The organism is Pseudomonas sp. 3A(2025), from assembly GCF_054589175.1.
Genome location: NZ_BAAILM010000008.1, coordinates 180,411 through 193,717 on the forward strand (window position 1 = coordinate 180,411; position 13,307 = coordinate 193,717).

A 13,307-nucleotide genomic window follows, 5' to 3' on the forward strand; every position below is an offset into this window, starting at 1 on the left:
AGTGGAGAGCGCCGTGATTATGCGACTCTCCGGGGTGAGGAGGGTTCCTTGGGGAGTTGGTCATGAAAGCTCTGGCCGTTTGGCTGCGCCATAGTGCAATCCTGGAAATGTCAGATCAGCCATTCATTAGGGGCTGGGGCCTCATTGCGCCTGATGCTGGCAGCGCTCATCCCGGTAATGCTGGCCCTTGGCGTAACAGATGAATCAGCTATAAGCGCCAGCATTTTCTGCCGACTCTTAGCCATACCATGAGAGCGGACCTGCGCGCCCAGCGACAGCGCCCCCAATACAAGCGACAACGCAATGAGTCCTTCGGGCACTTCGGAGTCGGGCAATTGCGTCGACACGACCAGCCCGACCACACCGGCAGGGGCCGCGGCCAGCGGCAAGATCATGCTGACAGCGCTCAGCTTTTCCTCAGGCAGCGACCTGCGAGCAAACAACTGGCGCAGCGACGGCTTGGCGACACGGATGGCCCATAGTCCACCGCCTATCCCCAGGAGAAACGCGGGAATGCCAAGGCCCCACTCCCATTCGTTGGCATGGCCGCTGGGGTCGCTTCGATTGACCGGGTCGGCCTTGCAGTAAACATAAGGATTAAGCCCCCCTTCACCGAATGGACTGAGGCTGTCCGGGCTATTGAAACGCATCAGCACCGGGTTATAGGCTCGGTAGCCATTGCCCAGCAAATAGTGGCCAGTCACAGGGTCAGGCAGTTCGCCGTTGAAGCCGGGCACATCAACGCCCTCGCGGTGGCCATAGGGCGCGTAGGCAACTGCGGCCGTGCCGGCGTGCACTACGCTGTTCTGCTGGTCGGTACCGAGCAGTACGGTACTGGACGATTTTTTTTGCGCCAGCAGCCGGGTGTCCGCACGCAGTAAAGAGCGGCGCTCGTTACCCTGAATTTCAGTGACTGGCTCGTCGGCTTGATAAAAGCGCCTGGCCATAGCCTCGCCCAATAAAGTACGGGTAGCGAGGCGATCCAGTGCGTCGTAGTGATAACGGCAGGTAGGCATGGCAATCTTCTCATTGCGCGAATGGGTATGAGCCGTTTCAGGGCCCGGGGCTACTGCCAAATATTTACTGAGGGCGCCAGGCCTGGAATGGCAAGCCTTGACTAAAAAACGGGTATGCAGACGCCTTGATGCGGATGCCGTGCTTCACGGTTTAATCGAAAGCATGATGGTTATCAAAAATCTCTGATTTCTTTCATCCTCTTATTCGTTGCCTTCTGTGCTTTGCCCAAAATTCGCAAATCAACTGGATGGATCCGAGCCGGTTGTAGCTGCGCTAGAGCCTCAAGCCAAGGAGCCAATGCAGCCTGCTTTCGAGCCATCAGGGCCTCTTGCTCCATCGTTTGAACTGTCTCTCTCTGAGCCAGTTTTCTGTGCCACGTAGCCTGGGGGCTCCTTGATCGTAGAGAAGGTGGAGGGGACGTGGCAGGTCTAAAACCATCAACATGCCTACCAACTGCTGGCTTGACCTTGCCGAATTTATAACCCTGATAACGAACCCCGGTAAAAGCGCCCGTTCCCACCAAAGCAAGTGACCCCAGCACAAAACCGATATTTGATTCGGGTTCAGCATATCTGGCGGCTACCCCGGCTATACCGACGACTGCCGATGCAGCGGCCCCTGCGACACCTGCAATAGAATAGTTGTCGCTTTTAGTTGCCTCTCCGGCAAAGAATCTGCGCAACCGTAGCTTTATAGATTTGTACATAAAGCCTACTGTGATGAAAGGTACGACCATACCTAGAATAGGCATTACATCTCTCCAGAAATCGCCAGAAATATCGAAATGTCCGCTCGGGTCGCTGCGGTTGACCGGATCGCCACGGCAATACATATACGCATTCAGCCCACCCTCACCAAATGGACTCAAACTGTCCGGGCTATTGAAGCGCCTCAACACCGGGTTATAGCCGCGATAGCCATTGCCCAATAAATAGTGACCGGTCAGCGGATCGCTTTCCTGCCCCGTAAAGCCGGGCAACACCCCTGAATCCTGACGATGGCCGTACGGGCTGTAGACGATGTCGCTGCGTTGCCCCGCACTGGCGGCTGTCAGCACGCTGTCCTGTTGATCGGTGGCGAGCAGATGACTGCGCTCGCCGGTTGTGGAGACATCCTTTTGCGCCAGTAACTGCCGATCGGTGGCCAGGATCGTTCGTTTCAGGCTATGGCCAATCGCCGTCGCCAGGCGGCTGGCCTGGTAGAAATGCCGGGTGCTGTCCTGCGCAGCATCGGTGCGTGCAGCCAGGCGGTCCAGCGCGTCGTAGTGATAGCGGCAGGTGGGCATGACGGGGGCGCTCGTTGCATCCATGTATGAGGCAAGAGTGCAGGATTGTGGCGGTGTGGGGTACTGGTAGAAATGACAGGGAAGCCTTCAGAATTTTCGGAATTTTCCCTCAATGAAAGCAGAGGCATCCTGCAATCAAGCACTAGGGAAAGGTATTACAGTCACAGTCCGACTTGCGAAAATAACCTACTAGGTTAGCTTGACTCATATGGAAAAGCGGGTGCCCCATTGCAGACTGTCATTTGTAAAAGCCTTGATCGAAGCAGGAAAGGTTCGTGCAACAAGAATTGCCCTGACTGGAAGTACAGCGCTTGGCTTCGACTTTGATGGGATTGTGGAGGTTGTCATGGCGTTGAATTCGAAAGACTTCTGCAAGAACATGACCACTCATGTCGACTACAAGGTCTGGCAGGACGTTTACCGGACGTCTACCGAAGCGGGTGAGGTATATCTGAAATTAACGGTCATTGATGACGTACTCATCGTGTCATTCAAGGAAGCACAACCATGAAATGCCCATTCTGCGCGGCGGCCGATCTGGTACATGACACCCGAGATCTGCCATACACCTACAAAAGCCAGTCCACGACCCTCGTGGCAGTAACGGGCGATTTCTGTCCTGCCTGCGACGAAGCCATTTTCGATGCTGATGAGTCTCGCCGAGTCAGCCACGTTATGCTTACCTTCAATAAGCAGGTCAACACATCGCTAGTGAACCCGGAATTTATTATCGGCGTGCGGAAAAAACTGGGCCTTGATCAACGCGAGGCCGCTGAAATTTTTGGAGGCGGCATCAATGCTTTCTCACGTTATGAGAACGGCAAAGCCAGGCCACCTCTAGCACTGGTGAAACTGCTCAAGGTGCTTGATCGCCATCCCGAGTTGCTTCAGGAAGTCAGGACCGCGTAACACACCATAGAAGCGAGCAAGCTTGCTTCTAGGGTTGCTCGGCTGGTCTCAAAATAACGACCGTCAATCAACTCCCCGGCGCACCATGCGCCTCTTCGAAGAAGTAATCCTTCCAGCTCGCCGCCTTGTTTTTCAGCACGCCCAGCTCGTGCAGTTTCTCGGCGTAGATAAACGTGCGCTGCGGGGTAATGGTGAAGTCGATTTCCGGATCGGCGACGATTTTCTCGACCAAGGCCAGCGGCAGTTTGGACTGTTCCACGCGGATGTAGGTCTGCGCCGCCGCCGGCTTGTCGGCCTTGATGATCTTTTCAGCCTCGGCCAGTGCGTCGTAGAAAGCCTTGTAGGTCTTGGGGTTTTCGTCGTGGAATTTCTGTGTGGTGTACAGCACGTTGAACGTGGCCTGGCCACCGAGCACGTCGTACGAACTCAGCACTTTATGCACATTGGGGTTTTCCAGCGCCTGGTACTGGAACGGCGGGCTGGAGAAGTGCGAGTTGATTTCCGAGCCGCCGGCCAGCAGCGCTGCCGTGGCGTCCGGGTGGGCGAGGCTGACGGAGATGTTGTCGAACTTCTTGTAGTTGTCGTTCCCGAACTGTTTGGCGGTTTCGATCTGCAAGGTGCGCGACTGGAAGCCCACGCCGGCGGCAGGCACGGCGATGCGGTCCTTGTCGGTGAAGTCCTTGAGGGTCTTGACGCTGGGGTTGTTGGTCAGCAGGTAGTTGGGCATCGAGCCCAGCGAGGCGATGGCCTTGACGTTCTGCTTGCCGCGGGTCCTGTCCCAGACCGTCAGCATCGGCGGCACACCAGCCGAAACCACATCCAGGGCACCGGCCAGCAGGCCTTCGTTCATCGCCGTGGCGCCGGAGACGCTGTTCCAGTTGACCTCGATGTCGAGGCCTTGCTGCTTGCCGTGTTTCTCGATCAATTTCTGATCGCGCACCACATCCAGAATCAGGTAACCGATGCCGAACTGCTGGGCAATGCTGATCTTGCCTTCGGCGTGCGCCCCGGCGCTGAACAAAAAGGTAGCCGCCAGTGCGGTAAGCGCCGGGCGTTTGAAAGAAATGCTCATAGTAATGCTCTCAAAAAGGGGTTTCGGGCCAAAGACCAGGCAGGCAACGTTTAGCGCTGCATGCCCCAGCGCTTGACCGTCAGGCGCTCGATATTGGCGAACAGCAGGTTTTCGACCAGCAGGCCGATAAGGATGACTGCCGCTAAACCTGCGAAGACTTTGTCGGTGTACAGCTCGTTGCGGTTCTGGAAGATGTACCAGCCCAGGCCGCCCTTGCCCGAGGAGGCGCCGAACACCAGCTCGGCAGCAATCAGGGTGCGCCAGGCGAAGGCCCATCCAATCTTCAAACCGGCCAGAATCGACGGCAGCGCTGCCGGAATCAGGATGTGCCAGACAAAACGCAGGCCCTTGAGGCCGTAGTTGCGGCCGGCCATGCGCTGGGTTTCCGAGACCCCGAGAAAACCGGCGTAGGTGTTCAGCGCCAGCGCCCAGAGTACCGAGTGCACCAGCACGAAGATCAGGCTGTTCTGGCCCAGGCCGAACCACAGCAACGCCAGCGGCAGCAGCGCGATGGCCGGCAACGGGTTGAACATCGCCGTCAGGGTGCTGAGCAGGTCGCGGCCCAGTTGCGTTGATACCGCCAGCGTGGTCAGGGCGAACGCCAGGACGATGCCGATCACATAGCCCTGAATCAGCACGGTGAGGGAAATCCACACCTTGCCCAGCAGCTCGCCGCTGAGCAGGCCGTCGTAGAACGCCACGGCAGTCTGCAAAAAGCTGGGCAGCAGCAGGTCGTTGTTCTGGATGCGCGCGACGATTTCCCAGAGCACGGCCAGCGCGATCATGATCACGGTCTTGCGTACCCAGCTCTGTTGCCAGATGCGCTGGGCCAGCGGAATGTCGCGGGCCAGTTCGGTTTGGGTAAAAGGTTGCAGCGTGATTTCGTACTCTTCACGCCGAGGAGGAGAAAGGCTCATGGTTCGGATCTCTGCGGGCGGCCCAAGACTGGCCTGCCGGTGAATACTCAATACGCGATGCGTATGTCCTGGAAGCCCAGCTCGCGCTCGGCCTGCTCGCCACCGGACTGCTCATCGAACAGCAAGCGGTGAATGCGCTGGGCGGTGTGCTGGAAGCCAACGCCGCCGAGGCTTTTCAGGTCGTACTGGTGGCTGTTGATTTCTGCCCGTACCCGGCCCGGGTGCGGCGACAGCAGCAGGATGCGGTTGCCGACCACCAGCGCCTCCTCGATGGAGTGGGTGACGAACAACAGGGTGAAGCGCACCTCTTCCCACAGTTCCAGCAGCTCTTCCTGCATCTTGCGCCGGGTCAGGGCGTCGAGCGCGGCGAACGGCTCGTCCATCAACAGAATCTTGGGTTGCATGGCCAGCGCACGGGCAATCGCCACGCGGGCTTTCATGCCGCCCGACAAGGTGTGCGGGTAGGCATCGGCAAAGGCGCTGAGGCCGACTTTGTCCAGGTAGTATCTGGCGCGCTCCAGCGCTTCGGGGCGCTTGAGGGTGCGCGAGGCCAGCAGCGGGAACATGACGTTCTCGATCACCGTTTTCCACGGCGGCAACTGGTCGAACTCCTGGAACACCACGATACGGTCCGGGCCCGGTTCGCTGACCTGCGTGCCGGCCAGACGGATCTGCCCTTCACTGGGACGAATGAAACCGGCCACTGCCTTGAGCAGCGTAGACTTGCCGCAGCCCGATGGGCCGAGCAGCACGAAGCGGTCGGAAGGATCGACCTCGAAACTGACCTGGTGAGTGGCGCGCACCACGCGTTCCGGGGTGCGGTATTCGAGACTGACGTTTTGCACCTGCAACAAGGCTTCAGTAGCCGGTTGCGCGTCGCTGATTGGGCTAGCCGTGTGGCTTTGCGCGACAGCATTCATGGGCGTGTCTCCTGAATCAAAATGGCGCATCGCCTTGAATGGTGGTGCGGTGCAGACGACGGCGCAGTTCGGGCGAGCAACCGGCGGCCAGGTGCATCAGCGAGCGGTTGTCCCAGAACACCATGTCGCCGTCTTGCCACTGATGGCGGTAGACGTTGTCGTTACCGACGCTGTGGGCGTTGATCTCGTTGAGGATCTGACGGCTTTCATCGTCCGGCAAACCGACGATATGGGTGGTGAAGTTCTCGTTGACGAACAGCGCCTTGCGTCCGGTTTCCGGGTGGGTGCGCACCACCGGATGCACCACCTCGACCACTTGCGCCAGTTGCTCGGGCGTCAGCGTCGGGCGCCAGTTCACGGCGTTGTGGCCATCGCGATAACGCGCGGTGTAGCTGTGTACCGCTGAACGCCCTTCAACAGCCTTGCGCAAGTGCTCGGGCAGCGTGTCCCAGGCCAGGTGCATGTCGGCAAACAGCGTGTCGCCGCCTTCGCTCGGCAATTCCTGGGCGTAGAGCATCGAGCCCAGGCTCGGCAGTTCTTTGTACGACAGGTCGGAATGCCAGAACTTGCCGGCATCGCCCAGACCGATCGGCTGGCCGTCTTCAACGATGTTGGAAACGATCAGGATTTCCGGGTGATTGGCCAGCAGGAACTGCTTGAGCACGTGGATTTGCAGCACGCCGAAACGGCGGCTGAAATCGATCTGCTGCTGGGGGGTGATGTGCTGGTCACGGAACACCACGACGTGATGATCCAGATGCGCCTTGTGAACACGGGCGAAATCGGCGTCATCAAGGGTTTTCGACAGATCGAGCCCGACGATCTCGGCACCGACCTTGTCGGTGAACGGGCGGACATCAAAGGATTGACTGGCGGCCTGAACGGCGGATGAAGCGAGGGAGGCTGCTGGCATGAGTACTCCGTCTCCAGAAGGCTGAATGGGAGTAACTGTATAGATATAAGAAATGGAATTTAAATACCGATATTGAATATCGATATAGCAGCTTTGATTCGTGCTTGTAGGAGATCACCCGCCGCCATGGCGCCGCGCTGCCGCGCAGCAAACATGGGATTGATCTGACCCCAAAATCGTAGGAGGGGGCTCTGCCCGCGATCAGCTGCGCAGCAGTCGTAGATTTGCAGCGTTTCGACGATTTCTATGAGCGCTTCGCGCTCAATCGCCAGCAGAGCTGCCTCCTACAAGTGTTTTTTAATTCAATAAAATCAATAACTTATTTTATGTTTGATGAGAGCGAGCTTGCTCGCGAATGGCCGGGCCAGACTATCAATCTCTATCGTCTGAAAGACCGCTTCTCGACCAAGGTCGCTCCTGCCAAGCCTTGCTTCAAATCTATCAGAACGCCGGAATGACCGCGCCGTCATACTTCTTGTTGATGTAATCCTTCACTTCCTGGCTGGTCAGCGCCTTGGACAGTTTCTGGATGGCATCGGTGTTGGCGTTGTCCTGGCGGGTGACCAGGTAGTTCACATACGGCGAATCAGAGCCTTCGATGATCAGTGCGTCTTTTTTCGGGCTCAGCTTGGCTTCCAGCGCGTAGTTGGTGTTGATCAGGGCGAGATCGACCTGGCTCAGTGCACGCGGCAGCACGGCCGACTCCAGCTCGCGGAATTTCAGCTTTTTCGGGTTGGTGGCGATGTCTTTAGGCGTCGACAGCGCATTGGTCGGATCCTTCAGGGTGATCAGGCCACCTTTTTGCAGCAGCAACAGCGCACGGCCGGCATTGCTGCCTTCGTTGGGAATGGCCACGGTAGCGCCTTCCGGCAACTCGGCCAGGCTCTTGTACTTGCTCGAATAGCCGCCAAACGGTTCAACGTGAACACCGACGCCGGTGGTCAGGGTCGCGTTCTTGCCCTTGTTGAAGCCGTCCAGGTAAGGCTTGGTCTGGAAGTAGTTGGCGTCCAGGCGTTTCTCGTTCAGCTGCACGTTCGGCTGTACGTAGTCGGTGAAGACCTTGATTTCCAGGTCCACGCCTTCTTTGGCCAGGGTCGGCTTGATCAGCTCAAGGATTTCGGCATGCGGCACCGGGGTCGCGCCGACCACCAGTTTTTCACCGGCGTGTGCCAGGCCTACCGAGAAAGCAGCCGCCAGTGCAGCCATCAACAACGTCTTTTTCATGCAAGTTCCTTAGGTATCGGCAGTGCCACAGCGCAGTTCGCTGTGGCGTGAAACGGACATTACCCGGCTTTTATATGCCGAGAAAATAATTTATGCGTAGCGGCTTATGCTCTTTTGAACGTCGGCAGATTGAGGTCATCGGCCACGATCTCGTCGCCGCTGCTGACCAGCAATGCAAAGTGAATGACGTTTTCCAGCTCACGGGTATTACCCGGCCAACTGTGAGCCTGCAAAACCTGTTGGGCGGCATCGCTGATCAACTGCACCGGCAGGCTCAGGCGCTGGCTGTAGATGCCGACGAAATACTCGGCCAGCGGCAGAATATTGCCCGGTTGCTCGCGCAGCGCCGGCAGGTCGAGCCGACCCTCGCTCAGGTAGTGGTACAAGCGCTCGTGGAACTTGCCGGCCGCCACCGCCTTGGCCAGGTCGATGCTGGTGGCCGCGACCAGGCGCACATCCACGGGGCTTGGCTGTTGCGCGCCGACGCGGGTGACTTCGTGGTTTTCAAGGGCCGCCAGCAGCTTGACCTGAATCGGCAGCGGCAGGTCGCCGATCTCGTCCAGGTACAGGGTGCCGCCGTTGGCTGAGCCGAACCAGCCGGCGCGGCTGCTGACCGAGCCGCTGTGGGCACCGGCGGCATAGCCGAACAATTCGGCATCGGCGTAGGTCGGGCTGATCGCGCCGCAGTTGACCGACACGAACAAGCCGCCACGATCACTGCCACGGTGAATGTGCCGGGCCAGCAACTCTTTACCGGTGCCCGGCTCGCCACGAATCAGGATCGGCAAGGAACCAGCGGCCAGATGCTCCATTTCGCTGCGCAACTGGCGCGAGCGCGGGTCGATGAACACCAACGCCTTGGCGCGGATGCTCAGGGGGCTTTTGTCGGCCTCGGGGAAGGTCAGCAAAGGCTGGCCGTGGGTCTCGTTAACACTCATGAAAAACTCCCGCCAGAACCTACAAAGGCCCGGGCGTTACTGAAAACGGTGACGATGCGCTTCCCGACCAAAGTCGGTCCTACGCGCGACGGCGCGATTGTTGCTCAAGACGATTCTGCAAACGGTACAGGTAAGCGAAACCCTGCTCCCAACGCTGGTGGCCGGACTTGACGTTGATGTGGCCGGCCTGGCTCAGGAAGCCCACTTCGGCACCCCAATGACGGGCCATTTCCATCGCCCGCTGGCTGCTGACCGCAGGGTCGTTGTCTGAACTGACGATCTGGGTCGGAAACGGCAGCAAGTCGGCAGGAATCGGCGCAAAATTGCGCAAGGCCGGCGAGCAGTTGGGACGTTCGACATCGGCAGGCGCCACCAGCAGTGCACCGTGCACCTGGCGCAGCGATTCCAGCGGCGCCAGTTGTGCCCAGTGCGCCACGGTGATGCAGCCCAGGCTATGCGCGATCAGAATCACTGGCGAGCTGTGCGCCGCGATCATGCGCTGCAACTCGCCGACCCAGTCTTCGCGGCGCGGCTTGAGCCAGTCGGCCTGTTCCACCCGTGCGCTGTTGGGCAGGCTATTCTGCCAATGGGTTTGCCAATGATCGTCAGGCGACCCTTGCCAGCCTGGCACTATCAGATAACGGATCGATTCGTTATGCATGGGGGTCGCCTCCTGAAGGCTTGAGTCCATGCCGCGAGTATAGGGATGCGAGATATATTCGTTAAGGAATAAGAAGCTATTTATTAATAGCCGTTTTGCATATGCCTTTGTTTTGCCTCTGTGCCTTGACCGGACTGCCCTCCGGTCCTTTCGCCCCTCGTCGACAGGAAGTAGCACGCCTATGTCTGAACCCGGCAGCCTTACCCGATGGACCCGCGCCCTGCGCAAACAACTCGATGCCATGGACCTGGACAGCACCGGGCTGTGCCTGGCTGCCGGTATAGACCCGCACACACCGCAACTGCCAGAAGCGCCGGGCGCGGCCTTGCGCCTGTGGCAACTGGCCGTGCAGGCCAGCGGCGAGCCGGCGCTGGGGCTGCGGGTCTCACGTTTTGCCAGCCCCACCAGCTTTCATGCGCTCGGCTACACCCTGGTGGCCAGCGACTCGCTGCGTGAGGTGTTCGAGCGCATCGTGGGTTATCACCCCAGCAGCCCCGACGCCTTGCAACTGACCTTTTACAGGGCGGGCGAACGCTACGAGTTCATTTTCAGTGCACCGGCCGATTACCCGACGCCGGTCCCGGAACTGTTCGATGCCTTTGCCGCCATCTATGTGCGCACCTGCCGCAACCGGCTGGGGCGCAGTTATGCGCCGCTGGAAGTGCACCTGCAACGGCCGCTGCCGGATAATCCGCAACCCTGGCAGGAGCTGTTTCGGGCACCGCTGTTCTTTGCCGCCGCACAGAATATGCTGGCGTTTGCCTGCGACGATTTCGACAGCCATCTGGAGGGCGGCGCGGCGCCCTGCGCCGAGGACTCGGCACAGGCCCGGCAATTGATCTGGGAGCCACGGGTACGTTGTGCCATCGAGGCGCAGCTGCCCGACGGTGAACCCGCTGCCGAAAGCATCGCCCAGGCGCTCAACCTGAGCCCGCGCAGCCTGCACCGGCACCTGGCCGATGAAGGTTGTCGTTATGACCTGCTGCTTAACCAGTGCCGGGAAAATCTGGCACTGCTGCACATCAGTGACCCCAATGCTTCACTGAGCGAGGTAGCCTGGCTGCTGGGCTTTGCCGATGTCGACAACTTCAGCCGCGCCTTCAAGCGCTGGACCGGGCTGACTCCCGAGCAATACCGGCTGGGTTTGCCGGGCTGACGCGCGGACCCGCGACACGTTGGCCACCTTGCGCAGCTTGTCGACGCTCAGCACCTCGATCAGGTCCGGGTCCAGACGGATGATCTTGCGCCGCTGAAAGTCCTCCAGCACCTCGACCAGCGCGCTGCGTGACAGGCCCACGGCGGCGCCGGCCTCGATCGCATCGAGGGTCAGTACGCGCCGGGCATTGCTCAACTGGCCATAGCCCTCGCCCAGCATCAGCACGCGCCAGGCCACGCGGGCACGGTCGGGCAGGCTGTGCATTTTTTCGCGGTTGGGCAGCTCAAGGCCGATTTTCTGGCTGAGCAAATCGGCGAAGGTGCGCTTGTATCCGGGATGTTCTGCCAACAAGGCGTCGATCACCGGCTGCGCAATGTGCAAAAAAATACTCTGCTGCGTCGAGTAGGCGTCCAGCATGCGCGGCAGCCCATCGAACAGTGACACCTCGCCAAACCAGAAAGGCGGCCGCACCTCCTGCGGCGGCGCCCGGCGCTGCTCGTCGACGCTGCCCATACGCACTGCACCCTCGACCAGGGCGTACAGACCACAGGGCGCATCGCCCTTGGCAAACAGCAATTTGCCCGGCGTGATACGCCGCTGTCGGGTGGCCGCGAGCAAGCCATCCTGCAAGCCGGCCGGCAAGTGGGCGAACCAGTATTCACCCAGCAGCCGCGACCGCCATCCTGTTCCATTTGTCATTGTTGCTTCCTTGATCAGTGCACGCATTTTCTACAGGCAAGCATTCGGTAAAGCGGCTACGTTAAACAGGCCGATCACCGAATGGGGCGACATCATAATGAAAACGCTGGTCGATCATCTCAGCCAATATGCCGCTTATCACAGAGATTCACGCAATATCGTGACGCACTTCCTGGGGATACCCATGATCGTACTGGCCGTGACGATTTTTCTGTCACGTCCTGGCGCACTTGTTGGCGAAACATGGCTTTCGCCGGCAACACTGGTGGCGCTGGCTTCGACGCTGTTCTATCTGCGGCTCGATTACAGGCTGGGTCTGGTGATGGCGGGGTTGTTGGGGCTATGCCTGTGGGTGAGCGCACGCCTGGCGCAACAATCGACGGGCGTGTGGCTGGGCTGGGGAATCGGACTGTTCGTGGCGGGCTGGATTATCCAGTTCATCGGCCATTATTACGAAGGCCGCAAACCGGCCTTCGTCGACGACATAACCGGGCTGATCATCGGCCCGCTGTTCGTGGTGGCGGAACTGGCGTTCCTGATCGGCCTGCGCAAACCTCTGCAACAGGCCATCGAACAACGGCTGGGGTCGCCCGGCCATCATCAGCTCAAATAGATGGCACTTTCTGCCAGACCTTGGGCTTGAAGAACAGCACTTCGCCGCGTGCCAGGCCGTTGAGGCTGTCGTGGTCCTTGACCACTTCGGCCTCGATCAGGTCGCTCTGCCCTTCGACCTTGAGAGTCACCCGGGTGGTGGCGCCCAGCGGACGGATGTCGCGCACTTCGGCGGCGTGGTGATCTTCCAGTTCATGGCGCGACAACGACACTTCGTGCGGACGGAACAGCAAGTGTTCGCTGTCGCCCACGCTCAGGCGGTTGGAGTCGCCCAGGAAGTGGTAGACGAAATCGTTGGCCGGGCTCTCGTAGACTTCGCCCGGCGAGCCGATCTGTTCGATCACGCCCTTGTTCATCACCACGATGCGGTCAGCCACTTCCATGGCTTCTTCCTGGTCGTGGGTCACGAACACCGAGGTCAGGTTGATGTCTTCGTGCAGGCGCGCCAGCCAGCGACGCAGCTCTTTACGGACCTTGGCATCCAGGGCACCGAACGGCTCGTCGAGCAGCAGCACCTTGGGTTCGACTGCCAGGGCACGGGCCAGCGCGATACGCTGGCGCTGGCCGCCGGACAGTTGCTCCGGGTAGCGGTCGGCCAGCCAGTCGAGCTGCACCATGTTCAGCAGCTCATGCACCTTGGCCTTGATCTGGGTTTCGTTCGGGCGCTGGTTCTTGGGCTTCATGCGCAGGCCGAAGGCGACGTTGTCGAACACCGTCATGTGCCGAAACAGCGCGTAGTGCTGAAACACAAAGCCGACGTTACGATCACGCACATCGTGGCTCGACACGTCTTCACCGTGGAACACGATGCTGCCGGCATCCGGGGTTTCGAGACCGGCAATAATGCGCAGCAGCGTGGTCTTGCCACAGCCCGACGGCCCCAGCAGGGCGACCAGTTCGCCGCTGTTGATGTCTAGGTTGATGGTGTTCAGCGCCTTGAAGGCATTGAAGTTCTTGCTGACGTTACGGACTTCGATCGACATG

The 13,307-nt window shown here is 59.6% G+C and carries 14 protein-coding genes and 2 pseudogenes; 5 read left to right on the forward strand and 11 right to left on the reverse strand.

Annotated elements, in window-relative coordinates; all coding sequences use genetic code 11:
• Positions 1–110: 110 nt before the first annotated feature.
• Together ACYP2A_RS02950 and ACYP2A_RS02955 are read right to left on the reverse strand one after the other, a co-directional pair.
• Positions 111–1,016: an RHS repeat-associated core domain-containing protein gene (locus ACYP2A_RS02950; protein ID WP_459742602.1), complete on the reverse strand. Its 906-nt coding sequence runs from the start codon at positions 1,014–1,016 to the stop codon at positions 111–113.
• 173 nt (positions 1,017–1,189) lie between these two features.
• Complete coding sequence (locus tag ACYP2A_RS02955; protein ID WP_459742604.1) at positions 1,190–2,302, reverse strand: RHS repeat-associated core domain-containing protein; 1,113 nt, start codon at positions 2,300–2,302, stop codon at positions 1,190–1,192.
• 208 nt (positions 2,303–2,510) lie between these two features.
• On the opposite strand from ACYP2A_RS02955, the gene ACYP2A_RS02960 reads away from it, so the two are divergent.
• Together ACYP2A_RS02960 and ACYP2A_RS02965 are read left to right on the forward strand one after the other, a co-directional pair.
• Positions 2,511–2,813 carry a type II toxin-antitoxin system MqsR family toxin gene (locus tag ACYP2A_RS02960; protein WP_459742606.1) on the forward strand — a complete coding sequence of 101 codons (303 nt, stop codon included), beginning with the start codon at positions 2,511–2,513 and terminating at the stop codon, positions 2,811–2,813.
• On the forward strand, positions 2,810–3,211 hold the full coding sequence (locus tag ACYP2A_RS02965; protein ID WP_459742607.1) for a type II toxin-antitoxin system MqsA family antitoxin: 402 nt from the start codon (positions 2,810–2,812) through the stop codon (positions 3,209–3,211). The genes ACYP2A_RS02960 and ACYP2A_RS02965 overlap by 4 nt, the downstream gene beginning before the upstream one ends.
• A 67-nt stretch (positions 3,212–3,278) precedes the next feature.
• Here ACYP2A_RS02965 and ACYP2A_RS02970 read toward each other — a convergent pair whose 3' ends face one another.
• Genes ACYP2A_RS02970 through ACYP2A_RS02985 form a run of 4 tightly spaced genes read right to left on the reverse strand, consistent with a single transcriptional unit; the run spans position 3,279 to position 7,033 of the window.
• The gene (locus ACYP2A_RS02970; protein WP_459742609.1) at positions 3,279–4,283 is read right to left on the reverse strand and encodes an ABC transporter substrate-binding protein; all 1,005 of its coding nucleotides are present in this window, start codon (positions 4,281–4,283) and stop codon (positions 3,279–3,281) included.
• Between the two features lie 50 nt (positions 4,284–4,333).
• Entirely contained in the window at positions 4,334–5,200 is an 867-nt protein-coding gene (locus ACYP2A_RS02975; protein WP_459742610.1) for an ABC transporter permease, read from the reverse strand.
• A 47-nt stretch (positions 5,201–5,247) separates the two neighbouring features.
• Positions 5,248–6,120 carry an ABC transporter ATP-binding protein gene (locus ACYP2A_RS02980; protein WP_459742612.1) on the reverse strand — a complete coding sequence of 291 codons (873 nt, stop codon included), beginning with the start codon at positions 6,118–6,120 and terminating at the stop codon, positions 5,248–5,250.
• A gap of 16 nt (positions 6,121–6,136) precedes the next feature.
• On the reverse strand, positions 6,137–7,033 hold the full coding sequence (locus ACYP2A_RS02985) for a TauD/TfdA dioxygenase family protein (RefSeq protein WP_459742614.1): 897 nt from the start codon (positions 7,031–7,033) through the stop codon (positions 6,137–6,139).
• A 224-nt stretch (positions 7,034–7,257) separates the two neighbouring features.
• Here ACYP2A_RS02985 and ACYP2A_RS02990 point away from each other — a divergent pair, with 224 nt between their 5' ends.
• On the forward strand, positions 7,258–7,491 hold the full coding sequence (locus tag ACYP2A_RS02990; protein WP_459742616.1) for a hypothetical protein: 234 nt from the start codon (positions 7,258–7,260) through the stop codon (positions 7,489–7,491).
• On the opposite strand, the gene ACYP2A_RS02995 is transcribed toward ACYP2A_RS02990, so the two are convergent.
• The 3 genes and pseudogenes from ACYP2A_RS02995 to ACYP2A_RS03005 form a co-directional block, all read right to left on the reverse strand.
• Positions 7,475–8,257: a MetQ/NlpA family ABC transporter substrate-binding protein gene (locus ACYP2A_RS02995; RefSeq protein ID WP_459742618.1), complete on the reverse strand. Its 783-nt coding sequence runs from the start codon at positions 8,255–8,257 to the stop codon at positions 7,475–7,477. The two genes, ACYP2A_RS02990 and ACYP2A_RS02995, sit on opposite strands and share 17 nt — an antisense overlap.
• Before the next feature lie 122 nt (positions 8,258–8,379).
• Positions 8,380–9,195 (reverse strand): annotated as a pseudogene (locus ACYP2A_RS03000) (sigma 54-interacting transcriptional regulator); the annotation flags it as partial.
• A gap of 79 nt (positions 9,196–9,274) precedes the next feature.
• Entirely contained in the window at positions 9,275–9,856 is a 582-nt protein-coding gene (locus ACYP2A_RS03005; RefSeq protein WP_459742619.1) for an alpha/beta hydrolase, read from the reverse strand.
• A 181-nt stretch (positions 9,857–10,037) separates the two neighbouring features.
• Between ACYP2A_RS03005 and ACYP2A_RS03010 the strand changes: the two genes are divergently transcribed.
• Positions 10,038–11,012 carry an AraC family transcriptional regulator gene (locus tag ACYP2A_RS03010; RefSeq protein WP_459742621.1) on the forward strand — a complete coding sequence of 325 codons (975 nt, stop codon included), beginning with the start codon at positions 10,038–10,040 and terminating at the stop codon, positions 11,010–11,012.
• On the opposite strand, the pseudogene ACYP2A_RS03015 reads toward ACYP2A_RS03010, so the two are convergent.
• Positions 11,013–11,711 (reverse strand): annotated as a pseudogene (locus tag ACYP2A_RS03015) (Crp/Fnr family transcriptional regulator); the annotation flags it as partial.
• Positions 11,712–11,808: 97 nt separating this feature from the next.
• Here ACYP2A_RS03015 and ACYP2A_RS03020 point away from each other — a divergent pair.
• The gene (locus ACYP2A_RS03020) at positions 11,809–12,324 is read left to right on the forward strand and encodes an Mpo1 family 2-hydroxy fatty acid dioxygenase (RefSeq protein WP_459742701.1); all 516 of its coding nucleotides are present in this window, start codon (positions 11,809–11,811) and stop codon (positions 12,322–12,324) included.
• Here ACYP2A_RS03020 and ACYP2A_RS03025 read toward each other — a convergent pair.
• Entirely contained in the window at positions 12,317–13,306 is a 990-nt protein-coding gene (locus tag ACYP2A_RS03025) for a sulfate/molybdate ABC transporter ATP-binding protein (protein ID WP_459742623.1), read from the reverse strand. The genes ACYP2A_RS03020 and ACYP2A_RS03025 overlap by 8 nt on opposite strands.
• Between the last annotated feature and the right edge of the window lies 1 nt (position 13,307).

Coding starts and splice junctions, on each gene's coding strand:
- ACYP2A_RS02950 (WP_459742602.1), bottom strand. CDS start 1,016: ATGCCTACCTGCCGTTATCACTACGACGCACTGGATCGCCTCGCTACC.
- ACYP2A_RS02955 (WP_459742604.1), bottom strand. CDS start 2,302: ATGCCCACCTGCCGCTATCACTACGACGCGCTGGACCGCCTGGCTGCA.
- ACYP2A_RS02960 (WP_459742606.1), top strand. CDS start 2,511: ATGGAAAAGCGGGTGCCCCATTGCAGACTGTCATTTGTAAAAGCCTTG.
- ACYP2A_RS02965 (WP_459742607.1), top strand. CDS start 2,810: ATGAAATGCCCATTCTGCGCGGCGGCCGATCTGGTACATGACACCCGA.
- ACYP2A_RS02970 (WP_459742609.1), bottom strand. CDS start 4,283: ATGAGCATTTCTTTCAAACGCCCGGCGCTTACCGCACTGGCGGCTACC.
- ACYP2A_RS02975 (WP_459742610.1), bottom strand. CDS start 5,200: ATGAGCCTTTCTCCTCCTCGGCGTGAAGAGTACGAAATCACGCTGCAA.
- ACYP2A_RS02980 (WP_459742612.1), bottom strand. CDS start 6,120: ATGAATGCTGTCGCGCAAAGCCACACGGCTAGCCCAATCAGCGACGCG.
- ACYP2A_RS02985 (WP_459742614.1), bottom strand. CDS start 7,033: ATGCCAGCAGCCTCCCTCGCTTCATCCGCCGTTCAGGCCGCCAGTCAA.
- ACYP2A_RS02995 (WP_459742618.1), bottom strand. CDS start 8,257: ATGAAAAAGACGTTGTTGATGGCTGCACTGGCGGCTGCTTTCTCGGTA.
- ACYP2A_RS03005 (WP_459742619.1), bottom strand. CDS start 9,856: ATGCATAACGAATCGATCCGTTATCTGATAGTGCCAGGCTGGCAAGGG.
- ACYP2A_RS03010 (WP_459742621.1), top strand. CDS start 10,038: ATGTCTGAACCCGGCAGCCTTACCCGATGGACCCGCGCCCTGCGCAAA.
- ACYP2A_RS03020 (WP_459742701.1), top strand. CDS start 11,809: ATGAAAACGCTGGTCGATCATCTCAGCCAATATGCCGCTTATCACAGA.
- ACYP2A_RS03025 (WP_459742623.1), bottom strand. CDS start 13,306: ATGTCGATCGAAGTCCGTAACGTCAGCAAGAACTTCAATGCCTTCAAG.